The sequence below is a fragment of the Streptomyces sp. NPDC031418 genome (assembly GCF_055581605.1).
Genome location: NZ_JBVIJC010000001.1, coordinates 122,389 through 139,609, shown reverse-complemented (window position 1 = coordinate 139,609; position 17,221 = coordinate 122,389). Strand labels below are relative to the sequence as shown.

Below are 17,221 nucleotides of genomic sequence, written 5' to 3'. Positions count from 1 at the left end.
GAGCGACAAGGAGAGGAGCAGGGCTTGCTTCTTCGGTCCGCCACTCGCAGTTTTCGTAGCAGGGTTCGCCACGTGGTGGGTTTCGTTGGCAGCGGCGACTCCTCCGGGCCCCTCCTGCGCAGCGCCTCTAGCGACGAGCTGGCCGTCTCCTTCCTGCAACACGCAATCAACGAGATAGGCCGCGGCAAGTCATCCCACAGTCCAGGAAAATAGGCAATGAAGAACAAGGACGAGAACGCATCCGACGAAACGGGTCCGAAAGCCATTGATCTCAATTTCATCGAAGAGGTGTACTCGGCTGCCACGCCAGGTCCGTGGTTCGTGAGAAGCCTGGACGATGACCAGGCCATGAGCTTGGTGGCGGTCAGCACAGTAATGGACTCAGGCCAGGGGGAGAGATGGCCTGCTTTCGATCACCGGGAATTGATTGCGGCAACCTTGATTCAGCATCCTCGCTATGTTGACTGCGCTGACGGTCGCTGGGATGAGAATGCCGCATTTATTGCGATGGCGCGAGAGGAAGTTCCGCGGCTTGTCCAGGAGATCAGACGTTTGCGGAAGCTCGTAGCCGGAGCCACACCGCCTGCTCCGAAGGCGTCCGAAACAGATCTCCCTGAGTGAGGTGCAATGGAGCACAGCACTGTCGATAACCCGACTGGGATGACAAAGGAGCAAAACCGCCAGGGCTGGATGGAATGCTTGGAGCGCTGCGGTCTTCGCGTCGTTGAGGGTAAGGTCCCGCATGTCGCCCGGCCGGTAAGCACCGCGATCTATGCCGTGACGGGAATCGCGGTTCAGTCGACTGCTACCGTTCGCATCTCCTCGGATCGCGCCGCCGATGAGCTGGACGAGGCATGGCATCACCACGCTTCGGCATGTGCGTTGTACGACGACAAGGGCGAATTTCTCATCCTCCCGCCCATCCCTGGTGGCAGCGAAATCGGCTGGGTGAGAGTCACCGATCCGGTTGGCGAGTGTCTGCCTTCACGGATTGCTTCCGTGACCTGCTGGCCCGAGTTCCTCACCATTTCTACTGATGGCCGCCATATGTGCGCTGTTTCGGTCGAGGAAGACGAGTACTGGGTCGTGCAGCACGAGTTTCAAAGCAGACTGGAACTGACATCTCGAATTAAACAACGAATCGAAAGGGATTACCCAGAGGCGGAACAAGCAGCCGTTGCAAGCATATTGGTCGAACTCTCAGATGAGATCAGCCGATACGGAAATGCCGAATTGGAAAGGATCACAGCCGCGACCCTCATCCATGGCCAGGCAGACGTAGACAAGCTCCTCACTGCTGTGCAAGTGGCCCTCTCGGACTGGCGGGATGTTTTGATGGGATCCGGCCTGGAGCACAGCGACTGGCCTGCTCGACTAAATTCCGAATTCGGCGTTGATCGAGAAGACAGTGGCCATTGAGAAGATGCACGGCTCCAGAACCTCACGTGTCTTCGCCCCATCGTGGCTGCACGACAAGGAAGTAGCTTCCCTTCTCGTGGGGGGCACAGATGGACGCCCCTCTGTTGCACCGCATCATGGCCGGGTGCCAGGCCGTCGGGGCTTCGCGCATGGCCTGCACAGACCTCTCCGCCCCTGGTGAGCCTGTGGTGCGATCTCTCCGACTCCCCCTCGACATGGACGGTGCCAAGGTCCGTCCACCGTCGCTCCTGTGGACACTCGACGAGCAGGGAGCCGTCCTCTTCCCGGAACCGGGTTACGCCCTTGTCGCAGGGACCGCTCCTTTCATGGCCGCAGCAGTCAGTGAGGGCGTCGACACGGCACGGGCGCGCATTGGCCGCCATGCTCGTGCACTCGCGAACCGGCACCCTTCCCTGACAGCCGTGGCCGCCGCCCATCCGCCGGCACACCGGGCGTGGTCCCATCCGGACGAGGTAGCGCCCTCCAGTGCGGCAGCGCGACAGCTGGAACTGCTCGACTCGTTCATCCAGGGTTCTTGCAACGCGTCGGATTTCGCCCACGGTTGGTGGGACTCACGACGTGCCTCTCAGGCGAACGGCGAGCGACTCCGTGGGGCTCTCGCAGATCTCTTCGACCGGGTCTTCATGATCCTGGAGGACTACTCCGTCGACCCGGAACTGGCCGAGCCCGGTGATCTGTCCGACGCGGAACTCCGAGCGGCTGTGACCGCCGCCCGAACTTCCTTCGACCGAGCCCGGTGATGAGTACCTAAACACTGGGCCGGATGGTCACCCTCACCTGGAAATCGACTGCCGCTTCTTCGTACCGAGCGAACTGAGGCACGAACGCACGACGTCCGGGGCAAGCAGCATTACGAGTATCCCGAGCAGGAAGACTGAGTCGACATGTCATGGGTTTCCTTGATGCACAATCCAGCGGGCATTACCACCGTCTACCAAGGCGATCCCCCGGACCTCATCGATGTGCATCTACACTAGATCGTCCTCCACGAGGACGGCCCCACCCTGAAACTGCGTCTGGACCTGCCTCGTTACCCGAAGCAGCCCCCACGCAAGTGGGTGGAGCAGGGCTTCAACAGCCTCCAGGTTGAAATCTCGTTCGGCGGCATCAGAGAGATTGCACTGGAAGGTTTCAGAAGGGCCATATTGGCAGACATTTCCCTTACTGGTGAGGAAGGAATCAGCCTCAACGTCATGTCAGCCAAGTCGCACCTCCGGGGCACCGCGGATACGGCGTTCATCTCAAAGTTGACCGCATATGCCACCGAACCCTGAACCCACGGTCGAGGCGCCAGGCCTCTCTGGTGATGTTATTGGAACCGATATGTCGACTCGAAGCACGCAAGCAATAAGCGCACTCAGCAGGTTCGGTGAACTAGCTTGGTTCAAGCTAGTCGCGGAGTACAACGAATATTTCGGCTACTATCAGGTGGCATATATGGGCTGGCGCTTCAAAGCACCTAGCAAAGAGATCGCACAGGTCATCGATAATGCGATTCAAGAGTCACCCACCCAAACAGAGTGGACACTCGACCGGACAAGGAGGAACTGGGTACTGTTGCCAACCAGAATCCTACAAGAAGCACAGGGACTCTCCGACCCCGCTTTCTCCGACGTCATTCACGCCACCACTATGCAGGACCAGGAATTCTGCCTCGCGACAATTTCTGATCTCGATATCATTGTCCAGCACCTACAGCAGGTTGCGACCCCGGAAAGTTGACCCGATAGAGAGCAGCACCAGTAAGTGAGTTGCCTATGCTGGAAGCTGTGTTGCGCAGCGCCTCTTGCGACGAGCCAGCGGTCAGCTTTCCTCCCTATAGCAAGCGATCAACGAGGTAGACCGCCGCAAGTCATCCCGCAATCCAGGGAAATAGGCAATGAAAAGCAAGGACGAGAACGCGTTAGGCGAAACCGGACCGAGAGCCAATGATCTCGATTTCATCGGAGCGCCAGTGACCATCAGGGATACAGGCAGCTCCAGGGCACCATGGGCCTTCGGACGTGGAGGGCCTCATGTTCCGCCCGCCGTCGTTCCTGTGAACACTCGACGTCCTCAATTGTCTCATGAACAAATAAGACAGTTCACAGCGGAGGCTTCCCGCCATGCCTAATACTGACGCCGCAAAACTGCAAGTTTACTCCGTCGAGGAGACAACGAATACGACTGCCGTATGCATTGTTCGATGCGTGGGAGGCGTCGCCCGCCCCGGCCAGCAGTTCACGCCCAGCGCCAGCACCGACCCCCATGCACCTCAGCCCTGCATGACACTTAACTGGATTCACCGCTACGAAAGACCCGAAGATTTCCTGAAACCGCCACATAACGGCAAGGTCCACCTGTCAGGTGAAGGCATCGAAGAACTACAAAGGGGGATTATCCTCACCTCCCGTCAAATCAGCTCCAGCACGTGGAGATAACAAAGGTGAAACGGGGCTGAATTACAACTAGTTCCGACACTGCAACCCGCAAACCGCTAGATACCTGACTGTGGACCCTATCGGTGTTGACGCTGCTCCTAATCTCGAAAATCCCCATCGATGGACTGATTCCCTGGGTCTGGTGCCAGATTACGTAGCCGTCGACACCAACCCAGTGGCCGACGCACTGCAGGGCACCAAGACTGCCGAGGTGTCGTGTCACCTCAGGCGTGCCGTGAACTCCTTGCCAGTGGACACACACCGGAGGCAATCAACAAGTGGATTTCTGCATGGCAAGGAAGCAGCTCCCTTTCCCGTGGGGGCACAGATGGACGCCGCCTTATTGCATCGCATCACGGCCGGCTGCGAAGGCCATCGGGGCTTCGCACGCCAAGGAAGACACACAAATGCTACATGCCACAGAAGACGCAGACCCACTCATCGACCATGTCGACACCCTCATCGGTAGCGGCTATGTAGGACAAGAGAAGTCCGCACGCATAGCAGCCGAGGTGCCCGAAGCTGGGATAAAAATCCTTGACTGGCTTCGGGCCATGGCCAGCATTGGTGACTGGCATAGGTTCGAGCGCTTTGCGGCGGTTGCCGTGCACCTGCACCCGGAGGAACTCGCCGATGTTCTCCTCAGCGCTTTTACCTCGGACGAGCACCTCGGACGAGGAGCGCGACGAGTGAATGAGGAGGACCTCGTCGCCTTTCTCGGAGAATTACGCGCTCAAGAGGCAGTCAGCTCGCTCGGCCTGCTTCTCCACGACAGGGTCGAATCCGATGCACCGTATTTCAACTTGTGCACCAAAATCATCCATTCCCTCGGCGATATCGACACGCCGGACGCACAAGGCATCCTGAGGTTCGTAGCTACGGGCGATTGGCCCAAGCCGCTGAAGTGGTACGCGGCTGAAACGCTCGGCATTGAAGAGGAACTCGGCTTCGAAGAGGACGAGATGCTCGGCGGAACGTGACGGCCGTCGCTCGTACTGCCGATGCATCTTGACATCGAAGTGGACAGAACCGGTCGCATTTCGGCGCAATCGATTCCAATCAGGTCATTGATCGCAAGCCCTCACCCAGCGGGCGCCGACGAGTGAGGACAGGTCAGCAACACCGGGCTGTCAGCGAGTCACGCCGCCGCAAGTTCGCACCACACGTACTTCCCCCGGTCCCCGAAGCGTGCCGTCGGCTGCCAGCCCCAGTAGCGGGCGCACGCCTTCACCAGGCCCAGGCCTCGCCCCTCCTCCAGCTCCAGGCCGGCCGCCTGGTCCAGGGGGCGGGGCGGGTCCGGCGGGGCGGGGTCGGTGTCCCAGGCGCCGATCCAGACCGTGCCCTCCGGCATGCGGCGCACCCTCAGCGCCGCCGGGCCCTTGGTGTGTTGTACGGCGTTCGACACCAGCTCCGTGGCCAACAGCTCGGCGGTGTCCACCAGGCCGATCAGACCGTGCAGGGTCAGGATCAGGCGCAGGGTGCGGCGGCAGACGGTCACCGCTCTGAGGTCGTTGGGGATGTAGATCGTGTAGTCCCAGGTCTCGGTGGGCTCGGTGGGCTCGGTGGCAGGCATGCGTCAGCAACTCCAGTCGTTCAGTGGGGATTTCGCGTGCGGTGGCTTTGCCGCATCCGTCATGGCAGGGCGGAGCGGTGCACTTCCGCAGCGCAATCAGTACGTCACTGACGGTAGGGGGCAATATTTAGATCCCGCAAGCTGGTCGCGTAATCTGACCCCGAACGGGTCGCCGGGCACGGCGCGTTGAGAGGACCAGTCGATGGCGAAGAGAACCGAGCCGACGGCACGCCAGATGCGTCTGGCCACCGAGCTACGCAGGCTCCGTGACGCGGCCGGCCTCGCATCGAGGGAGGCTGCGGCCCTGCTCGGGGTGACCGCTCCGCAGATCAGTCAGATCGAGTCCGGGCTCGCCGGTGTGAGCGAGAAGCGGCTGCGTCGTATGGCCGCGAACTACTCGTGCACGGATGACGGGTTGATCGACGCCCTGGTGGCCATGGCAACCGACCGCACCCGTGGCTGGTGGGAGGAGTACCGGGAGCTGCTGCCCACCGCCTTTCTCGATCTCGCCGAGTTGGAACATCACTCGACATACCGACGCGACGTGGAGTTCCTCTTCGTCCCTGGTCTCCTCCAGACGGAGGACTACGCCCGGGCGGCCTTCTCCTCCAGAGTCCCGGTGCTCCCGGCAGAGGAGCTGGAGCTGCGCGTCCGGCACCGGATGCAGCGGAGAGTCATCCTCGAACGCACGGTCCCCGTCCCGTACGAGGCGGTCGTCCACGAGGCGGCGCTCCGCATTCGGGTCGCTGATCGCAGGACGTCAAGAGCCCAGCTCAGCCGCATCCTGGAACTGTCGGAGGCAGAGCACATCACCGTCCGGGTCATCCCCTTCGACGTCGACGGCTTCGGGGGGACCTGGAGTCCCATGATGCTGGCGGGCGGTGCCGTACCACGGTTGGACACAGCCGCTCGTGACGCCCCACACGGCACGGGCTTCATCGATTCCGAGGCTCAGCTCGAAGTCCTGCGGACGGTCTTCCATAGAGTGGAGGCGGCATCGCTCGCCCCCACCCCTTCGCGTGACTTCATCCACAGACTGGCCAAGGAACTGTGAGACCTACCATGACCATCCCCGGCAACTGGCGGAAGTCGTCCTACTCCGGTGGCGGAGACGGCAACAACTGCGTGGAAATCGCCCCCACCCCCACCCACATATCCATCCGCGACTCCAAGGACCCGGCCCTCGGCATCCTCACCGTCCCGGCCGGGTCCTTCGACCTCTTCATCAGGGCCTTGAAGAGGAGCTGAGGAAGAAGAAGACCTGGGCGCCGCTCAGCGCAGTACCACCCCCGCCCCCTCCACCACCTCCTCCGACGGCACCGTCATCAGGCCCATCTCCGCGGAGGCGGCCAGCAGGCGGTGGGTCGGGAGGATGCGGACCGTGTAGCCGTAGGGGCCGGTGCGGTCCAGGGCCAGGGGGCCTTCGTAGACGACGCGGCCCTCCAGGTCCGGCGTGCCCGTCGGCTTCAGCGGCATCACCGTCGCGTCCGTGATGCGGTCCTCCGCGTCCACCCGGCCGGACACCGCCTGGACCTCGACGTCGTCCGGGGTCAGGGCTCCGAGGGCGACGCGGACGCGGAGGCCCACCGTGGTGCCCAGTTCCGCCGTGGGGCTGGTCGCCGTCGTTTCGACGTGGTCGACGCTGACGCCGGGCCACGCCGAGCGCACCCGGGACTTCCAGTCGGCCAGGTCGCGCGCCACGTCGGGGGTGAGGGCGCGGTGGGACTGGGCGGCGGGGGCGTAGAGGCGGTCGACGTATTCGCGGACCATGCGGCCGGCCAGGACCTTCGGGCCGAGCAGGGTGAGCGTCTGGCGGACCATCTGGATCCAGCGGTCGGGGAGGCTGGCCCGGCCGCGTTCGTAGAAGCGGGGGGTGACCCGCTGTTCCAGGAGGTCGTAGAGGGCCGCCGCCTCGATGTCGTCGCGGCGGTCCGGGTCCGTGTCCGTGCCCGCGCCGTCCGCCGTCGGGATGGCCCAGCCGAAGTCGGGGCGGAACCATTCGTCCCACCAGCCGTCCAGGACGGAGAGGTTGAGGCAGCCGTTGAGGGCCGCCTTCATGCCGGATGTGCCGCAGGCCTCCAGCGGGCGCAGCGGGTTGTTCAGCCAGACGTCGCAGCCGGGGTAGAGCTTCTGCGCCATCGCCATGCCGTAGTCGGGCAGGAAGACGATGCGGTGGCGGACACGCGGGTCGTCGGCGAAGCGGACCAGTTCCTGGACGAGCCGCTTGCCGCTGTCGTCCGCGGGGTGTGCCTTTCCGGCCACCACGAGCTGCACCGGCCGCTCCGGGTGGAGGAGGAGGCGGGTGAGGCGGTCGCGGTCGCGGAGCATGAGGGTGAGGCGTTTGTACGAGGGGACGCGGCGGGCGAAGCCGATGGTCAGGACGTCGGGGTCGAGGACGCCGTCGATCCAGCCCAGTTCGGCGTCGCCCGCGCCGCGTTGCCGCCAGGAGGCGCGCAGCCGGTCGCGTACTTCCTGCACCAGCTGTTCGCGCAGGGTGCGGCGCAGTTCCCAGATCTCGTCGTCCGGGATCTGCGCGACCGAGTCCCAGCGGTCGGAGCCGCCGACGGTGAGCGCGTCCTCGGCGCGCTGGGCGCCGATCTGCCGGGCGCCGAGGCGCAGCACCTCCGGGGCGACCCAGGTGGGCGCGTGCACTCCGTTGGTGACGGAGGTGATCGGCACCTCCTCGGGGTCGAATCCCGGCCACAGGCCGGCGAACATCTGCCGGCTGACCTGGCCGTGCAGCAGCGACACCCCGTTCGCGCGCTGGGCTAGCCGGAGGCCCATCACGGCCATGTTGAACAGGTTCGGCTCGCCGCCCTGGTACGTCTCCATGCCCAGCTCGAGGACGCGCTGGACGTCGAGGCCGGGGAGTTCGGCGTCCGGGCCGAAGTGCCGGGCGACCAGCTCCCGGTCGAAGCGGTCGATGCCGGCCGGGACGGGGGTGTGGGTGGTGAAGACCGTGCCCGCGCGGACCGCCTCCAGGGAGGAGTCGAAGTCCAGCCCCGAGGCGGCGAGTTCGGCGATGCGTTCCAGGCCGAGGAAGCCCGCGTGGCCCTCGTTGGTGTGGAAGACCTCGGGTTCCGGGTGGCCGGTGAGACGGCAGTACGTCCGTACCGCCCGGACCCCTCCTATGCCGAGCAGCATCTCCTGGAGCAGCCGGTGCTCGCCGCCGCCGCCGTAGAGCCGGTCGGTCACCCCGCGTTCGCCGGGGCCGTTCTCCTCCACGTCCGAGTCGAGCATCAGCAGCGGCACCCGGCCCACCTGCGCCAGCCAGATCCGGGCGTGCAGGGCCCTGCCGCCGGGCAGCGCCAGGGAGATCCGCGCATGGCTGCCGTCGGGCTCCTTGAGCGGGGTGACGGGCAGTTCGTTGGGGTCGAGCACCGGATAGTGCTCCTGCTGCCAGCCGTCGCGGGAGAGGGTCTGCCGGAAGTACCCGTGCCGGTAGAGCAGGCCGACACCGATCAGCGGGACGCCGAGGTCGCTGGCGGCCTTGAGATGGTCGCCGGCGAGGATGCCGAGACCGCCGGAGTACTGGGGCAGCGCGGCGGTGATGCCGAACTCCGGGGAGAAGTAGGCGACGGCGGCGGGCAGGCCGTCGGCCTGGGCCTGGTACCAGCGGTCGCCGGTGAGGTAGTCGTCGAGGTCGTCCGCGACCGCGCGCAGGCGGCGCAGGAACCGGCGGTCCCCGGCCAGCTCGGCCAGCCGTGCGGGCCGTACCCCGCCGAGGAGCCGCACCGGGTCGCCGCCGCCCTCGGGCCATCGCTCGGGGTCGACGGACTGGAACAGGTCGCGCGTTTCCGCATGCCAGGACCAGCGCAGATTGCGCGCCAGGTCGCTCAGCGGCCGGAGGGGTTCGGGGAGCACGGGACGGACGGTGAACCGACGGATCGCCTTCACATTCCACCTCGACGCGTCGCGGGGTGAGACGCACGGCGCTGTACGTCTCGTCGTCACCCTCGACGGTAGTGGTTACCGGAGCGTCGGTGGGGACCTGCCGACCGGGGGTGTCGGGGCGTCAGGTCCCGGTCGCCGGGCACCCGGAAGAAGAGGTCGCACAAGGGACCGTAAAAGGGGCTGCGGTATGCGTAGACATACGCGTGAGTAGTTAACAAAGTTCCGGATTGCTCACCCGAACAGGGTGGGAAGGCTCCTCCGGTACGACCCCACAGGCGTACCACAGCACCCCGCAGGACCCACCTCCCCACAGCCATCCGCCCACACCCAGTTGAAGCGGACAGGAGCGGTCATGCCCGCCACGCAGCACTCGTCAGCGCCCCCGGCAAGCGACAAGCCCGCCGGCCGGAGCAGCAGGAAGCCACGTCCCTCGCCCACGGCCCCGGCCGTCGGCCGTATCCCCGTCCTCGACGTCCGGCCCGCGGTGCAGCACGGGCGCCGGCCCGCCAAAGCGGTGACCGGGGAGGCGTTCCAGGTGACGGCCACCGTGTTCCGGGAGGGACACGACGCCGTGGCCGCCAATGTCGTACTCCGCGATCCCGCCGGCCGGCCCGGGCCCTGGACGCCGATGCGGGAGCTGGCCCCCGGCACCGACCGCTGGGGCGCCACGGTCACCGCCGGTGCGCCGGGCCGCTGGAGCTACACGGTGGAGGCCTGGTCCGACCCGCTCACCACCTGGCGGCGGCACGCGGAGATCAAGATCCCGGCCGGGATCGACACGGAACCGGTCCTGGCGGAGGGCGCCCTGCTGTACGAGCGTGCCGCCGCCGGGGTGCCCAAGGGCCCGGAGCGGCAGCGGGTCCTGGACGCGGTGGCGGCCCTGCGGGACGAGGACCGGCCGGCCGCCTGGCGGCTCGCGGCCGCGCTGGCGCCGGGGACCCTGGAGGTGCTGGCCCGGCATCCGCTGCGGGAGCTGGTCACCGCGTCGGACCGGATGCCGCTGCTGGTGGAGCGCGAACGCGCCCTGTTCGGCTCCTGGTACGAGTTCTTCCCGCGCTCGGAGGGCACCGCCGAGCAGCCGCACGGCACCTTCCGCACGGCCGCCCGGCGGCTGAAGCCGATCGCCGACATGGGCTTCGACGTCGTCTACCTCCCGCCGATCCACCCGATCGGCACGACCTTCCGCAAGGGCCCCAACAACACCCTGACCGCCGGCCCGCAGGACGTGGGGGTGCCCTGGGCGATCGGGTCGCCCGAGGGCGGGCACGACGCCGTGCACCCGCAGCTGGGCACCCTGGAGGACTTCGACTTCTTCGTGCGCGAGGCGCAGCGCCTGGGTCTGGAGATCGCGCTCGACTTCGCCCTCCAGTGCTCCCCCGACCACCCCTGGGTGCAGAAGCACCCGGAGTGGTTCCACCACCGGCCGGACGGCACCATCGCCTACGCCGAGAACCCGCCGAAGAAGTACCAGGACATCTACCCGATCGCCTTCGACGCCGACATGGACGGCCTGGTCGCCGAGACCGTCCGGGTGCTGCGGCACTGGATGGGGCACGGGGTGCGGATCTTCCGGGTGGACAACCCGCACACCAAGCCCGTGGTGTTCTGGGAGCGGGTGATCGGCGAGATCAACCGCAAGGACCCGGACGTGATCTTCCTGGCCGAGGCCTTCACCCGGCCCGCGATGATGCACACCCTGGCGCAGATCGGCTTCCAGCAGTCGTACACCTACTTCACCTGGCGCAACAGCAAGCAGGAACTCACCGAGTACCTCACCGAGCTGTCCGGCGACGCGGCCGCCTACATGCGGCCCAACTTCTTCGCCAACACCCCGGACATCCTGCACGCCTTCCTCCAGCAGGGCGGCCGGCCCGCCTTCGAGGTCCGCGCCGTCCTCGCCGCCACCCTCTCCCCCACCTGGGGCATCTACAGCGGCTACGAACTGTGCGAGAACACCCCGCTGCGCCCGGGCAGCGAGGAGTACCTCGACTCCGAGAAGTACCAGCTGCGACCGCGCGACTGGGCGGCCGCCGAGCGCGAGGGACGGACCATCGCGCCCCTCATCACCCGGCTCAACACCGTCCGGCGGCGCAGCCCGGCCCTGCGCCAGCTGCGCGATCTGCACTTCCACCACACCGACAAGGACCAGGTGATCGCCTACTCGAAGCGCAGCGGAGCGAACACGGTCCTGGTCGTCGCCAACCTCGACCCCCACCACACCCAGGAGGCCACGGTCTCGTTGGACATGCCGCAACTCGGCCTGGACTGGCACGAGTCCGTGCCGGTGCGCGACGAGCTCACCGGCGAGACCTATCACTGGGGCAGGGCCAACTATGTGCGCCTCGAACCGGGTCACAGGCCCGCGCATGTCTTCACCGTCCTGCGACCGTCCAACCCGCAGATCGGAGGGTCACCCACCATATGATCGTCAACGAGCCCGTTCCGGACACGTTCGAGAGCACGCCCGCCAAGGACCGGGACCCGGAGTGGTTCAAGCGCGCCGTGTTCTACGAGGTACTGGTCCGCTCCTTCCAGGACAGCAACGGCGACGGCGTCGGCGACCTGAAGGGCCTGACCGCCAAGCTCGACTATCTCCAGTGGCTGGGGGTCGACTGTCTGTGGCTGCCGCCGTTCTTCAAGTCGCCGCTCAGAGACGGTGGTTACGACGTCTCCGACTACACCGCCGTACTGCCGGAGTTCGGTGACCTCGCCGACTTCGTGGAGTTCGTGGACGCCTCCCACCAGCGCGGCATGCGGGTGATCATCGACTTCGTCATGAACCACACCAGTGACCAGCATCCGTGGTTCCAGGAGTCCAGGCGGGATCCGGACGGCCCGTACGGCGACTACTACGTCTGGGCCGACGACGACAAGCAGTTCCAGGACGCCCGGATCATCTTCGTCGACACCGAGGCCTCCAACTGGACGTACGACCCGGTACGCAAGCAGTACTACTGGCACCGCTTCTTCTCGCACCAGCCGGACCTGAACTACGAGAACCCGGCCGTGCAGGAGGAGATGATCTCGGCGCTGAAGTTCTGGCTGGATCTCGGCATCGACGGGTTCCGGCTGGACGCCGTGCCGTACCTGTACCAGCAGGAGGGCACCAACTGCGAGAACCTGCCCGCGACCCACGCGTTCCTGCGGCGGGTGCGCGAGGAGATCGACGCCCAGTACCCCGACAAGGTGCTGCTCGCCGAGGCCAACCAGTGGCCGGAGGACGTCGTCGACTACTTCGGGGACTTCCACCGCGGCGGCGACGAGTGCCACATGGCCTTCCACTTCCCGGTCATGCCGCGCATCTTCATGGCCGTACGGCGGGAGTCCCGCTACCCGGTCTCCGAGATCCTCGCCAAGACCCCGGCCATCCCCTCCGGCTGCCAGTGGGGCATCTTCCTGCGCAACCACGACGAGCTGACCCTGGAGATGGTCACCGACGAGGAACGCGACTACATGTGGGCCGAGTACGCCAAGGACCCGCGGATGCGCGCCAACATCGGCATCCGCCGCCGCCTCGCGCCCCTGCTCGACAACGACCGCAACCAGATCGAGCTGTTCACCGCCCTGCTGCTGTCCCTGCCCGGCTCGCCGATCCTGTACTACGGCGACGAGATCGGGATGGGCGACAACATCTGGCTCGGCGACCGCGACGCCGTGCGCACCCCGATGCAGTGGACCCCCGACCGCAACGCGGGCTTCTCGTCCTGTGACCCGGGACGCCTCTTCCTGCCCACGATCATGGACCCGGTCTACGGCTACCAGGTCACCAACGTCGAGGCCGCCATGTCCTCCCCGTCCAGCCTGCTGCACTGGACGCGCCGCATGATCGAGATCCGCAAGCAGAACCCCGCCTTCGGCCTGGGGACCTACAACGAGCTCCAGTCCTCCAACCCGGCGGTGCTCGCGTTCCTGCGCGAGTACGAGGACGACCTGGTGCTGTGCGTGCACAACTTCTCCCGCTTCGCCCAGCCGACCGAGCTGGACCTGAGCCGGTTCGGCGGGCGGCACCCGGTGGAGCTGTTCGGCGGGGTGCGCTTCCCCGCCATCGGTGAACTGCCGTATCTGCTCACCCTCGCAGGGCACGGCTTCTACTGGTTCCGGCTGCGCCGCGAAACGGCGTAGTGCCGCCTCGCGGGGCGGTGCGTTTCCACCGCCCCGCCCGGGGCACGCATCAGTAACACCCCGACGACCGGGGAAAGGACGTGACGCCCATGGCGGAAACGGTCACCCCCTTCAGTTCCTCTTCTGGCACCACCGGTCTCGACCCCCTCCTCGCCTCGCTCGAACCGCTGCTCCGCACCTGGCTGCCCCGGCAGCGCTGGTTCGCGGGCAAGGGCCGTCCGGTCACCGGGTTCACCCCCGTGGCCGCCACCGAACTGCTGCCGCCGGACGGCCGGCTCGGCCTGTACCACCTGCTGCTGCGCGTCCACCAGCCGCCCGTGCCGGGCGCGCCCGCGCACCCCGGGGACTGCTACCAGCTGCTGATAGGCGTGCGCGAGGCGCTGCCGCCCCGGCTGGCGCCCGCGCTGATCGGACATGTGGAACAGGGTCCGCTCGCCGGACGCACGGTGTACGACGCCCTGTACGACCCCCGGCCCGCCGAGGTGCTCCTGGAGGCGCTGCGCACCCAGGCCCGCATCGGCGGGCTCTGTTTCGAGCGGGACCCCGGCCAGGAGATCCGGGAGGGTCTCGTGGCCCGGCTGATGACCGCCGAGCAGTCCAACTCCTCGGTGGTGTACGGCGATACGTTCATCCTGAAGCTGTTGCGCCGGGTGGAGCCCGGCATCAACCCCGACCTGGAGCTGCCGCTGGCGCTGGCCCGCGAGAGCTGCCCCCGGGTGCCCGCGCCGACCGCCTGGATGCGGGCGGAGCTGGGCGGGGACCCGTATGTGCTGGCCGTGCTCCAGCCGTTCGTGGCCGGTGCCAGCGACGGCTGGGAGCTGGCGCTGCGCGAGCTGGCCAAGGGCGAGGACTTCCTCGCCGAGGCACGGTCGCTGGGCCGGGCCACCGCCGAGGTGCACACCGCGCTCGCCCGCGCGCTGCCCACGGTCACCCTGGGCCAGGTGCAGATGCGGGCGATGGTCGAGGCGATGACGGAGCGGCTGGCGGCGGCCGTCCAGGCGGTGCCGGTCCTGCGGCCGTACGAGAGCGGGCTGCGCTCCGCCTACACGGCGCTGGCCTCGCTCGCCGCCGAGGGCCACACCTGGACCGCGCAGCGCGTGCACGGCGATCTGCACCTCGGGCAGTGTCTGCGCTCGCCGTCCGGGCAGTGGTCGCTGATCGACTTCGAGGGCGAGCCGGCCCGGCCGTCGGCCGAGCGCCGGATGCCGCAGCCGGTGGTGCGGGACATCGCGGGGATGCTCCGCTCCTTCGACTACGCGGCCCACTCCGCGAGCACGCCCGCGCCGGACTGGGCGCGGGCCTGCCGGGCCGCCTACTGCTCGGGGTACGCGGAGGTGGCCGGCCGCGACCCGCGCTCCGATCCGCTGCTGCTGCGGGCCTTCGAGACCGACAAGGCGGTCTACGAGGTCGTCTACGAGGCCCGCCACCGCCCCGACTGGCTGCCGGTACCGCTGTCGGCGGTCCGCCGGCTCGCCACCACGTCCGACCAGGAGGCCCGTCCGTGATCCCGAAGGCCGACAAGCCGATCCGCCCGGCCGGTGTCCCGCCCGAGGACCGGGACCGGCTGCTGCACGGCACCCACCACGACCCGCACTCCGTGCTGGGCGCGCACCCGGTGCCCGGAGGTGTCGCCTTCCGGGCGCTGCGGCCGTACGCGCGCTCGGTCACGGTCGTCGGCGACGAAGTGCACGCCGAACTGCACGACGACGGGGACGGGTTCTTCTCCGGGGTGCTGCCGCTGCGGGACGTCCCGGAGTACCGGTTCCTGGTCGCGTACGACGACGCCGCCGTGGAGACGGAGGACGCCTACCGCTTTGTGCCCACGCTCGGCGAGCTGGACCTGCACCTGATCGGTGAGGGCCGGCACGAGCAGCTCTGGCAGGTGCTCGGCGCGCATGTCATGACCCACCAGGGGGTGACCGGCACCCGGTTCGCGGTGTGGGCGCCGAACGCGCGCGGGGTGCGGCTCGCGGGGAGCTTCAACCTCTGGGACGGCACCGGTCATCCGCTGCGCTCGCTCGGTTCCTCCGGGGTCTGGGAGCTGTTCGTGCCCGGGGTCGGCGAGGGCGAGCTGTACAAGTTCGACATCACCCGCCCGGACGGTTCGCACACCCTGCGCGCGGACCCGCTGGCCCGGCGGACCGAGACCCCGCCCGCCACCTCCTCGGTCGTGCACGCCTCGCACTACGAGTGGGGTGACGCGGAGTGGATGGCGCGCCGCGGGGAGATCCCGGTGCACGAGGCGCCGTTCTCCGTGTACGAGGTCCATCTGCCGTCCTGGCGGCCCCGGCTGGGCTACCGCGAGCTGGCCGACCAACTCACCGAGTACGTCAGCGAGTTGGGGTTCACCCATGTGGAGCTGATGCCGGTCGCCGAGCATCCCTTCGGCGGCTCGTGGGGCTACCAGGTCACCGGTTTCTACGCGCCGACGGCCCGCCTCGGCACGCCCGACGACTTCCGGTACCTGGTGGACCGGCTGCACCAGGCCGGGATCGGGGTGCTGATGGACTGGGTGCCGGCGCACTTCCCGCGGGACGACTGGGCGCTGGCCGAGTTCGACGGGCGTCCGCTGTACGAGCACCACGATCCGCGCCGGGCCGCGCATCCGGACTGGGGCACCCTGGAGTTCGACTTCGGCCGGCGCGAGGTGCGCAACTTCCTGGTGGCGAACGCCGTGTACTGGTGCGAGGAGTTCCACATCGACGGGCTGCGGGTGGACGCCGTCGCCTCGATGCTCTACCTGGACTACTCGCGCGAGCCGGGGCAGTGGGCGCCGAACGAGCACGGCGGCCGGGAGAACCTGGACGCGGTGGCGTTCCTCCAGGAGATGAACGCCACGGTCTACCGGCGCTGCCCGGGCGTGGTGACCGTCGCCGAGGAGTCGACGGCCTGGGACGGGGTGACCCGGCCCACCCACCACCAGGGTCCGAGCGGCTTCGGCGGCCTGGGTTTCGGGCTGAAGTGGAACATGGGCTGGATGCACGACTCGCTCCAGTACATGAGCCACGAGCCGGTGCACCGCAGGTACCACCACCACGAGCTGACCTTCTCGATGGTGTACGCGTACAGCGAGAACTACGTGCTGCCGATCTCGCACGACGAGGTGGTGCACGGCAAGCGGTCGCTGGTGTCGAAGATGCCGGGCGACTGGTGGCAGCAGCGGGCGAACCTGCGCGCCTATCTGGGCTTCATGTGGGCCCACCCCGGCAAGCAACTGCTGTTCATGGGGCAGGAGTTCGCGCAGGGCTCCGAGTGGTCCGAGGCGCGCGGGCCGGACTGGTGGCTGCTCGACCCGTCGTACGGCGCCGCGGCGGACCACCGGGGCGTGCGGGATCTCGTCCGCGACCTCAACACGCTGTACCGGGCGACGCCGGCGCTGTGGCGGCGGGACACCGATCCGGCGGGCTTCGAGTGGGTGGTCGGGGACGCGGCGGACGACAACGTCTTCGCGTTCCTGCGGTACGACGCCGAGGGCAGCCCGCTGCTCGCGGTCTCCCATCTGGCCCCGGTGGTCCGCCGGGACTACCGCCTGGGTGTCCCGGACGACATACCCGCCTGGGTGGAGGTGCTCAACACCGACGCCGCGGGGTACGGCGGCGGCGATGTCACCACGCCGGAGGCGGTCAAGCCGGAGCCGCGGCCCTGGCACGGCCGGCCGGCGAGCGTCCGGCTGACCCTGCCGCCGCTGGCGACGGTGTGGCTGCGACCCGCCTGAGGGTTTTCCCCTGGCGGCCCGACGCCCGGACCCGGGGGACACGCGGGACGCTCACGT

Annotated in this window: 14 protein-coding genes; 12 read left to right on the top strand and 2 right to left on the bottom strand. The window is 67.5% G+C overall.

Annotation, left to right across the window (positions count from 1 at the left end; all coding sequences use genetic code 11):
* Window positions 1–216: 216 nt before the first annotated feature.
* The 6 genes from ACZ5CZ_RS00635 (at window position 217) to ACZ5CZ_RS00610 (ending at window position 4,840) form a co-directional block, all read left to right on the top strand.
* Complete coding sequence (locus tag ACZ5CZ_RS00635) at window positions 217–621, top strand: hypothetical protein (protein ID WP_468937962.1); 405 nt, start codon at window positions 217–219, stop codon at window positions 619–621.
* 6 nt (window positions 622–627) lie between these two features.
* Window positions 628–1,419, top strand: coding sequence for a hypothetical protein (locus ACZ5CZ_RS00630; RefSeq protein ID WP_468937960.1), 792 nt, complete (start codon window positions 628–630; stop codon window positions 1,417–1,419).
* Between the two features lie 215 nt (window positions 1,420–1,634).
* Window positions 1,635–2,180 (top strand): hypothetical protein, encoded by a 546-nt coding sequence (locus ACZ5CZ_RS00625; RefSeq protein ID WP_468937959.1) that lies wholly within the window; start codon window positions 1,635–1,637, stop codon window positions 2,178–2,180.
* A gap of 237 nt (window positions 2,181–2,417) precedes the next feature.
* Entirely contained in the window at window positions 2,418–2,714 is a 297-nt protein-coding gene (locus ACZ5CZ_RS00620; RefSeq protein WP_468938400.1) for an Imm50 family immunity protein, read from the top strand.
* Window positions 2,715–2,763: 49 nt separating this feature from the next.
* Window positions 2,764–3,162 carry a hypothetical protein gene (locus ACZ5CZ_RS00615; protein WP_468937957.1) on the top strand — a complete coding sequence of 133 codons (399 nt, stop codon included), beginning with the start codon at window positions 2,764–2,766 and terminating at the stop codon, window positions 3,160–3,162.
* 1,105 nt (window positions 3,163–4,267) lie between these two features.
* On the top strand, window positions 4,268–4,840 hold the full coding sequence (locus ACZ5CZ_RS00610) for a hypothetical protein (protein WP_468937956.1): 573 nt from the start codon (window positions 4,268–4,270) through the stop codon (window positions 4,838–4,840).
* 158 nt (window positions 4,841–4,998) lie between these two features.
* Here the strand turns inward: ACZ5CZ_RS00610 and ACZ5CZ_RS00605 are convergent, their stop codons facing one another.
* Complete coding sequence (locus tag ACZ5CZ_RS00605; protein ID WP_468937955.1) at window positions 4,999–5,433, bottom strand: ATP-binding protein; 435 nt, start codon at window positions 5,431–5,433, stop codon at window positions 4,999–5,001.
* 202 nt (window positions 5,434–5,635) lie between these two features.
* Between ACZ5CZ_RS00605 and ACZ5CZ_RS00600 the strand changes: the two genes are divergently transcribed.
* On the top strand, window positions 5,636–6,487 hold the full coding sequence (locus ACZ5CZ_RS00600; RefSeq protein ID WP_385839871.1) for a helix-turn-helix domain-containing protein: 852 nt from the start codon (window positions 5,636–5,638) through the stop codon (window positions 6,485–6,487).
* An 8-nt stretch (window positions 6,488–6,495) separates the two neighbouring features.
* Window positions 6,496–6,681, top strand: a complete 186-nt coding sequence (locus tag ACZ5CZ_RS00595; RefSeq protein ID WP_385839872.1) for a DUF397 domain-containing protein — start codon at window positions 6,496–6,498, stop codon at window positions 6,679–6,681.
* Between the two features lie 24 nt (window positions 6,682–6,705).
* Here the strand turns inward: ACZ5CZ_RS00595 and ACZ5CZ_RS00590 are convergent, their stop codons facing one another.
* Window positions 6,706–9,330 carry a glycosyltransferase family 1 protein gene (locus tag ACZ5CZ_RS00590; protein ID WP_468937954.1) on the bottom strand — a complete coding sequence of 875 codons (2,625 nt, stop codon included), beginning with the start codon at window positions 9,328–9,330 and terminating at the stop codon, window positions 6,706–6,708.
* 349 nt (window positions 9,331–9,679) lie between these two features.
* Here ACZ5CZ_RS00590 and ACZ5CZ_RS00585 point away from each other — a divergent pair, with 349 nt between their 5' ends.
* The 4 genes from ACZ5CZ_RS00585 to glgB all read left to right on the top strand — a co-directional run bounded on the left by ACZ5CZ_RS00585 (window position 9,680) and on the right by glgB (window position 17,164).
* A complete protein-coding gene (locus ACZ5CZ_RS00585; RefSeq protein WP_468937953.1) occupies window positions 9,680–11,752 on the top strand; it encodes an alpha-1,4-glucan--maltose-1-phosphate maltosyltransferase in 2,073 nt (690 codons plus the stop codon).
* A complete protein-coding gene (treS, locus tag ACZ5CZ_RS00580; RefSeq protein WP_385839875.1) occupies window positions 11,749–13,449 on the top strand; it encodes a maltose alpha-D-glucosyltransferase in 1,701 nt (566 codons plus the stop codon). Before ACZ5CZ_RS00585 ends, treS begins: the two co-directional genes overlap by 4 nt.
* A gap of 89 nt (window positions 13,450–13,538) precedes the next feature.
* Window positions 13,539–14,954, top strand: a complete 1,416-nt coding sequence (locus ACZ5CZ_RS00575; RefSeq protein WP_468937950.1) for a maltokinase N-terminal cap-like domain-containing protein — start codon at window positions 13,539–13,541, stop codon at window positions 14,952–14,954.
* On the top strand, window positions 14,951–17,164 hold the full coding sequence (gene glgB, locus ACZ5CZ_RS00570) for a 1,4-alpha-glucan branching enzyme (RefSeq protein WP_385839877.1): 2,214 nt from the start codon (window positions 14,951–14,953) through the stop codon (window positions 17,162–17,164). The genes ACZ5CZ_RS00575 and glgB overlap by 4 nt, the downstream gene beginning before the upstream one ends.
* Window positions 17,165–17,221 lie beyond the last annotated feature (57 nt).

Bases quoted from the DNA above. Each gene is read 5' to 3' on its own strand.
- ACZ5CZ_RS00635 (WP_468937962.1), top strand. From the start codon at position 217: ATGAAGAACAAGGACGAGAACGCATCCGACGAAACGGGTCCGAAAGCC.
- ACZ5CZ_RS00630 (WP_468937960.1), top strand. From the start codon at position 628: ATGGAGCACAGCACTGTCGATAACCCGACTGGGATGACAAAGGAGCAA.
- ACZ5CZ_RS00625 (WP_468937959.1), top strand. From the start codon at position 1,635: ATGGACGGTGCCAAGGTCCGTCCACCGTCGCTCCTGTGGACACTCGAC.
- ACZ5CZ_RS00615 (WP_468937957.1), top strand. From the start codon at position 2,764: ATGTCGACTCGAAGCACGCAAGCAATAAGCGCACTCAGCAGGTTCGGT.
- ACZ5CZ_RS00610 (WP_468937956.1), top strand. From the start codon at position 4,268: ATGCTACATGCCACAGAAGACGCAGACCCACTCATCGACCATGTCGAC.
- ACZ5CZ_RS00605 (WP_468937955.1), bottom strand. From the start codon at position 5,433: ATGCCTGCCACCGAGCCCACCGAGCCCACCGAGACCTGGGACTACACG.
- ACZ5CZ_RS00600 (WP_385839871.1), top strand. From the start codon at position 5,636: ATGGCGAAGAGAACCGAGCCGACGGCACGCCAGATGCGTCTGGCCACC.
- ACZ5CZ_RS00595 (WP_385839872.1), top strand. From the start codon at position 6,496: ATGACCATCCCCGGCAACTGGCGGAAGTCGTCCTACTCCGGTGGCGGA.
- ACZ5CZ_RS00585 (WP_468937953.1), top strand. From the start codon at position 9,680: ATGCCCGCCACGCAGCACTCGTCAGCGCCCCCGGCAAGCGACAAGCCC.
- treS (WP_385839875.1), top strand. From the start codon at position 11,749: ATGATCGTCAACGAGCCCGTTCCGGACACGTTCGAGAGCACGCCCGCC.
- ACZ5CZ_RS00575 (WP_468937950.1), top strand. From the start codon at position 13,539: ATGGCGGAAACGGTCACCCCCTTCAGTTCCTCTTCTGGCACCACCGGT.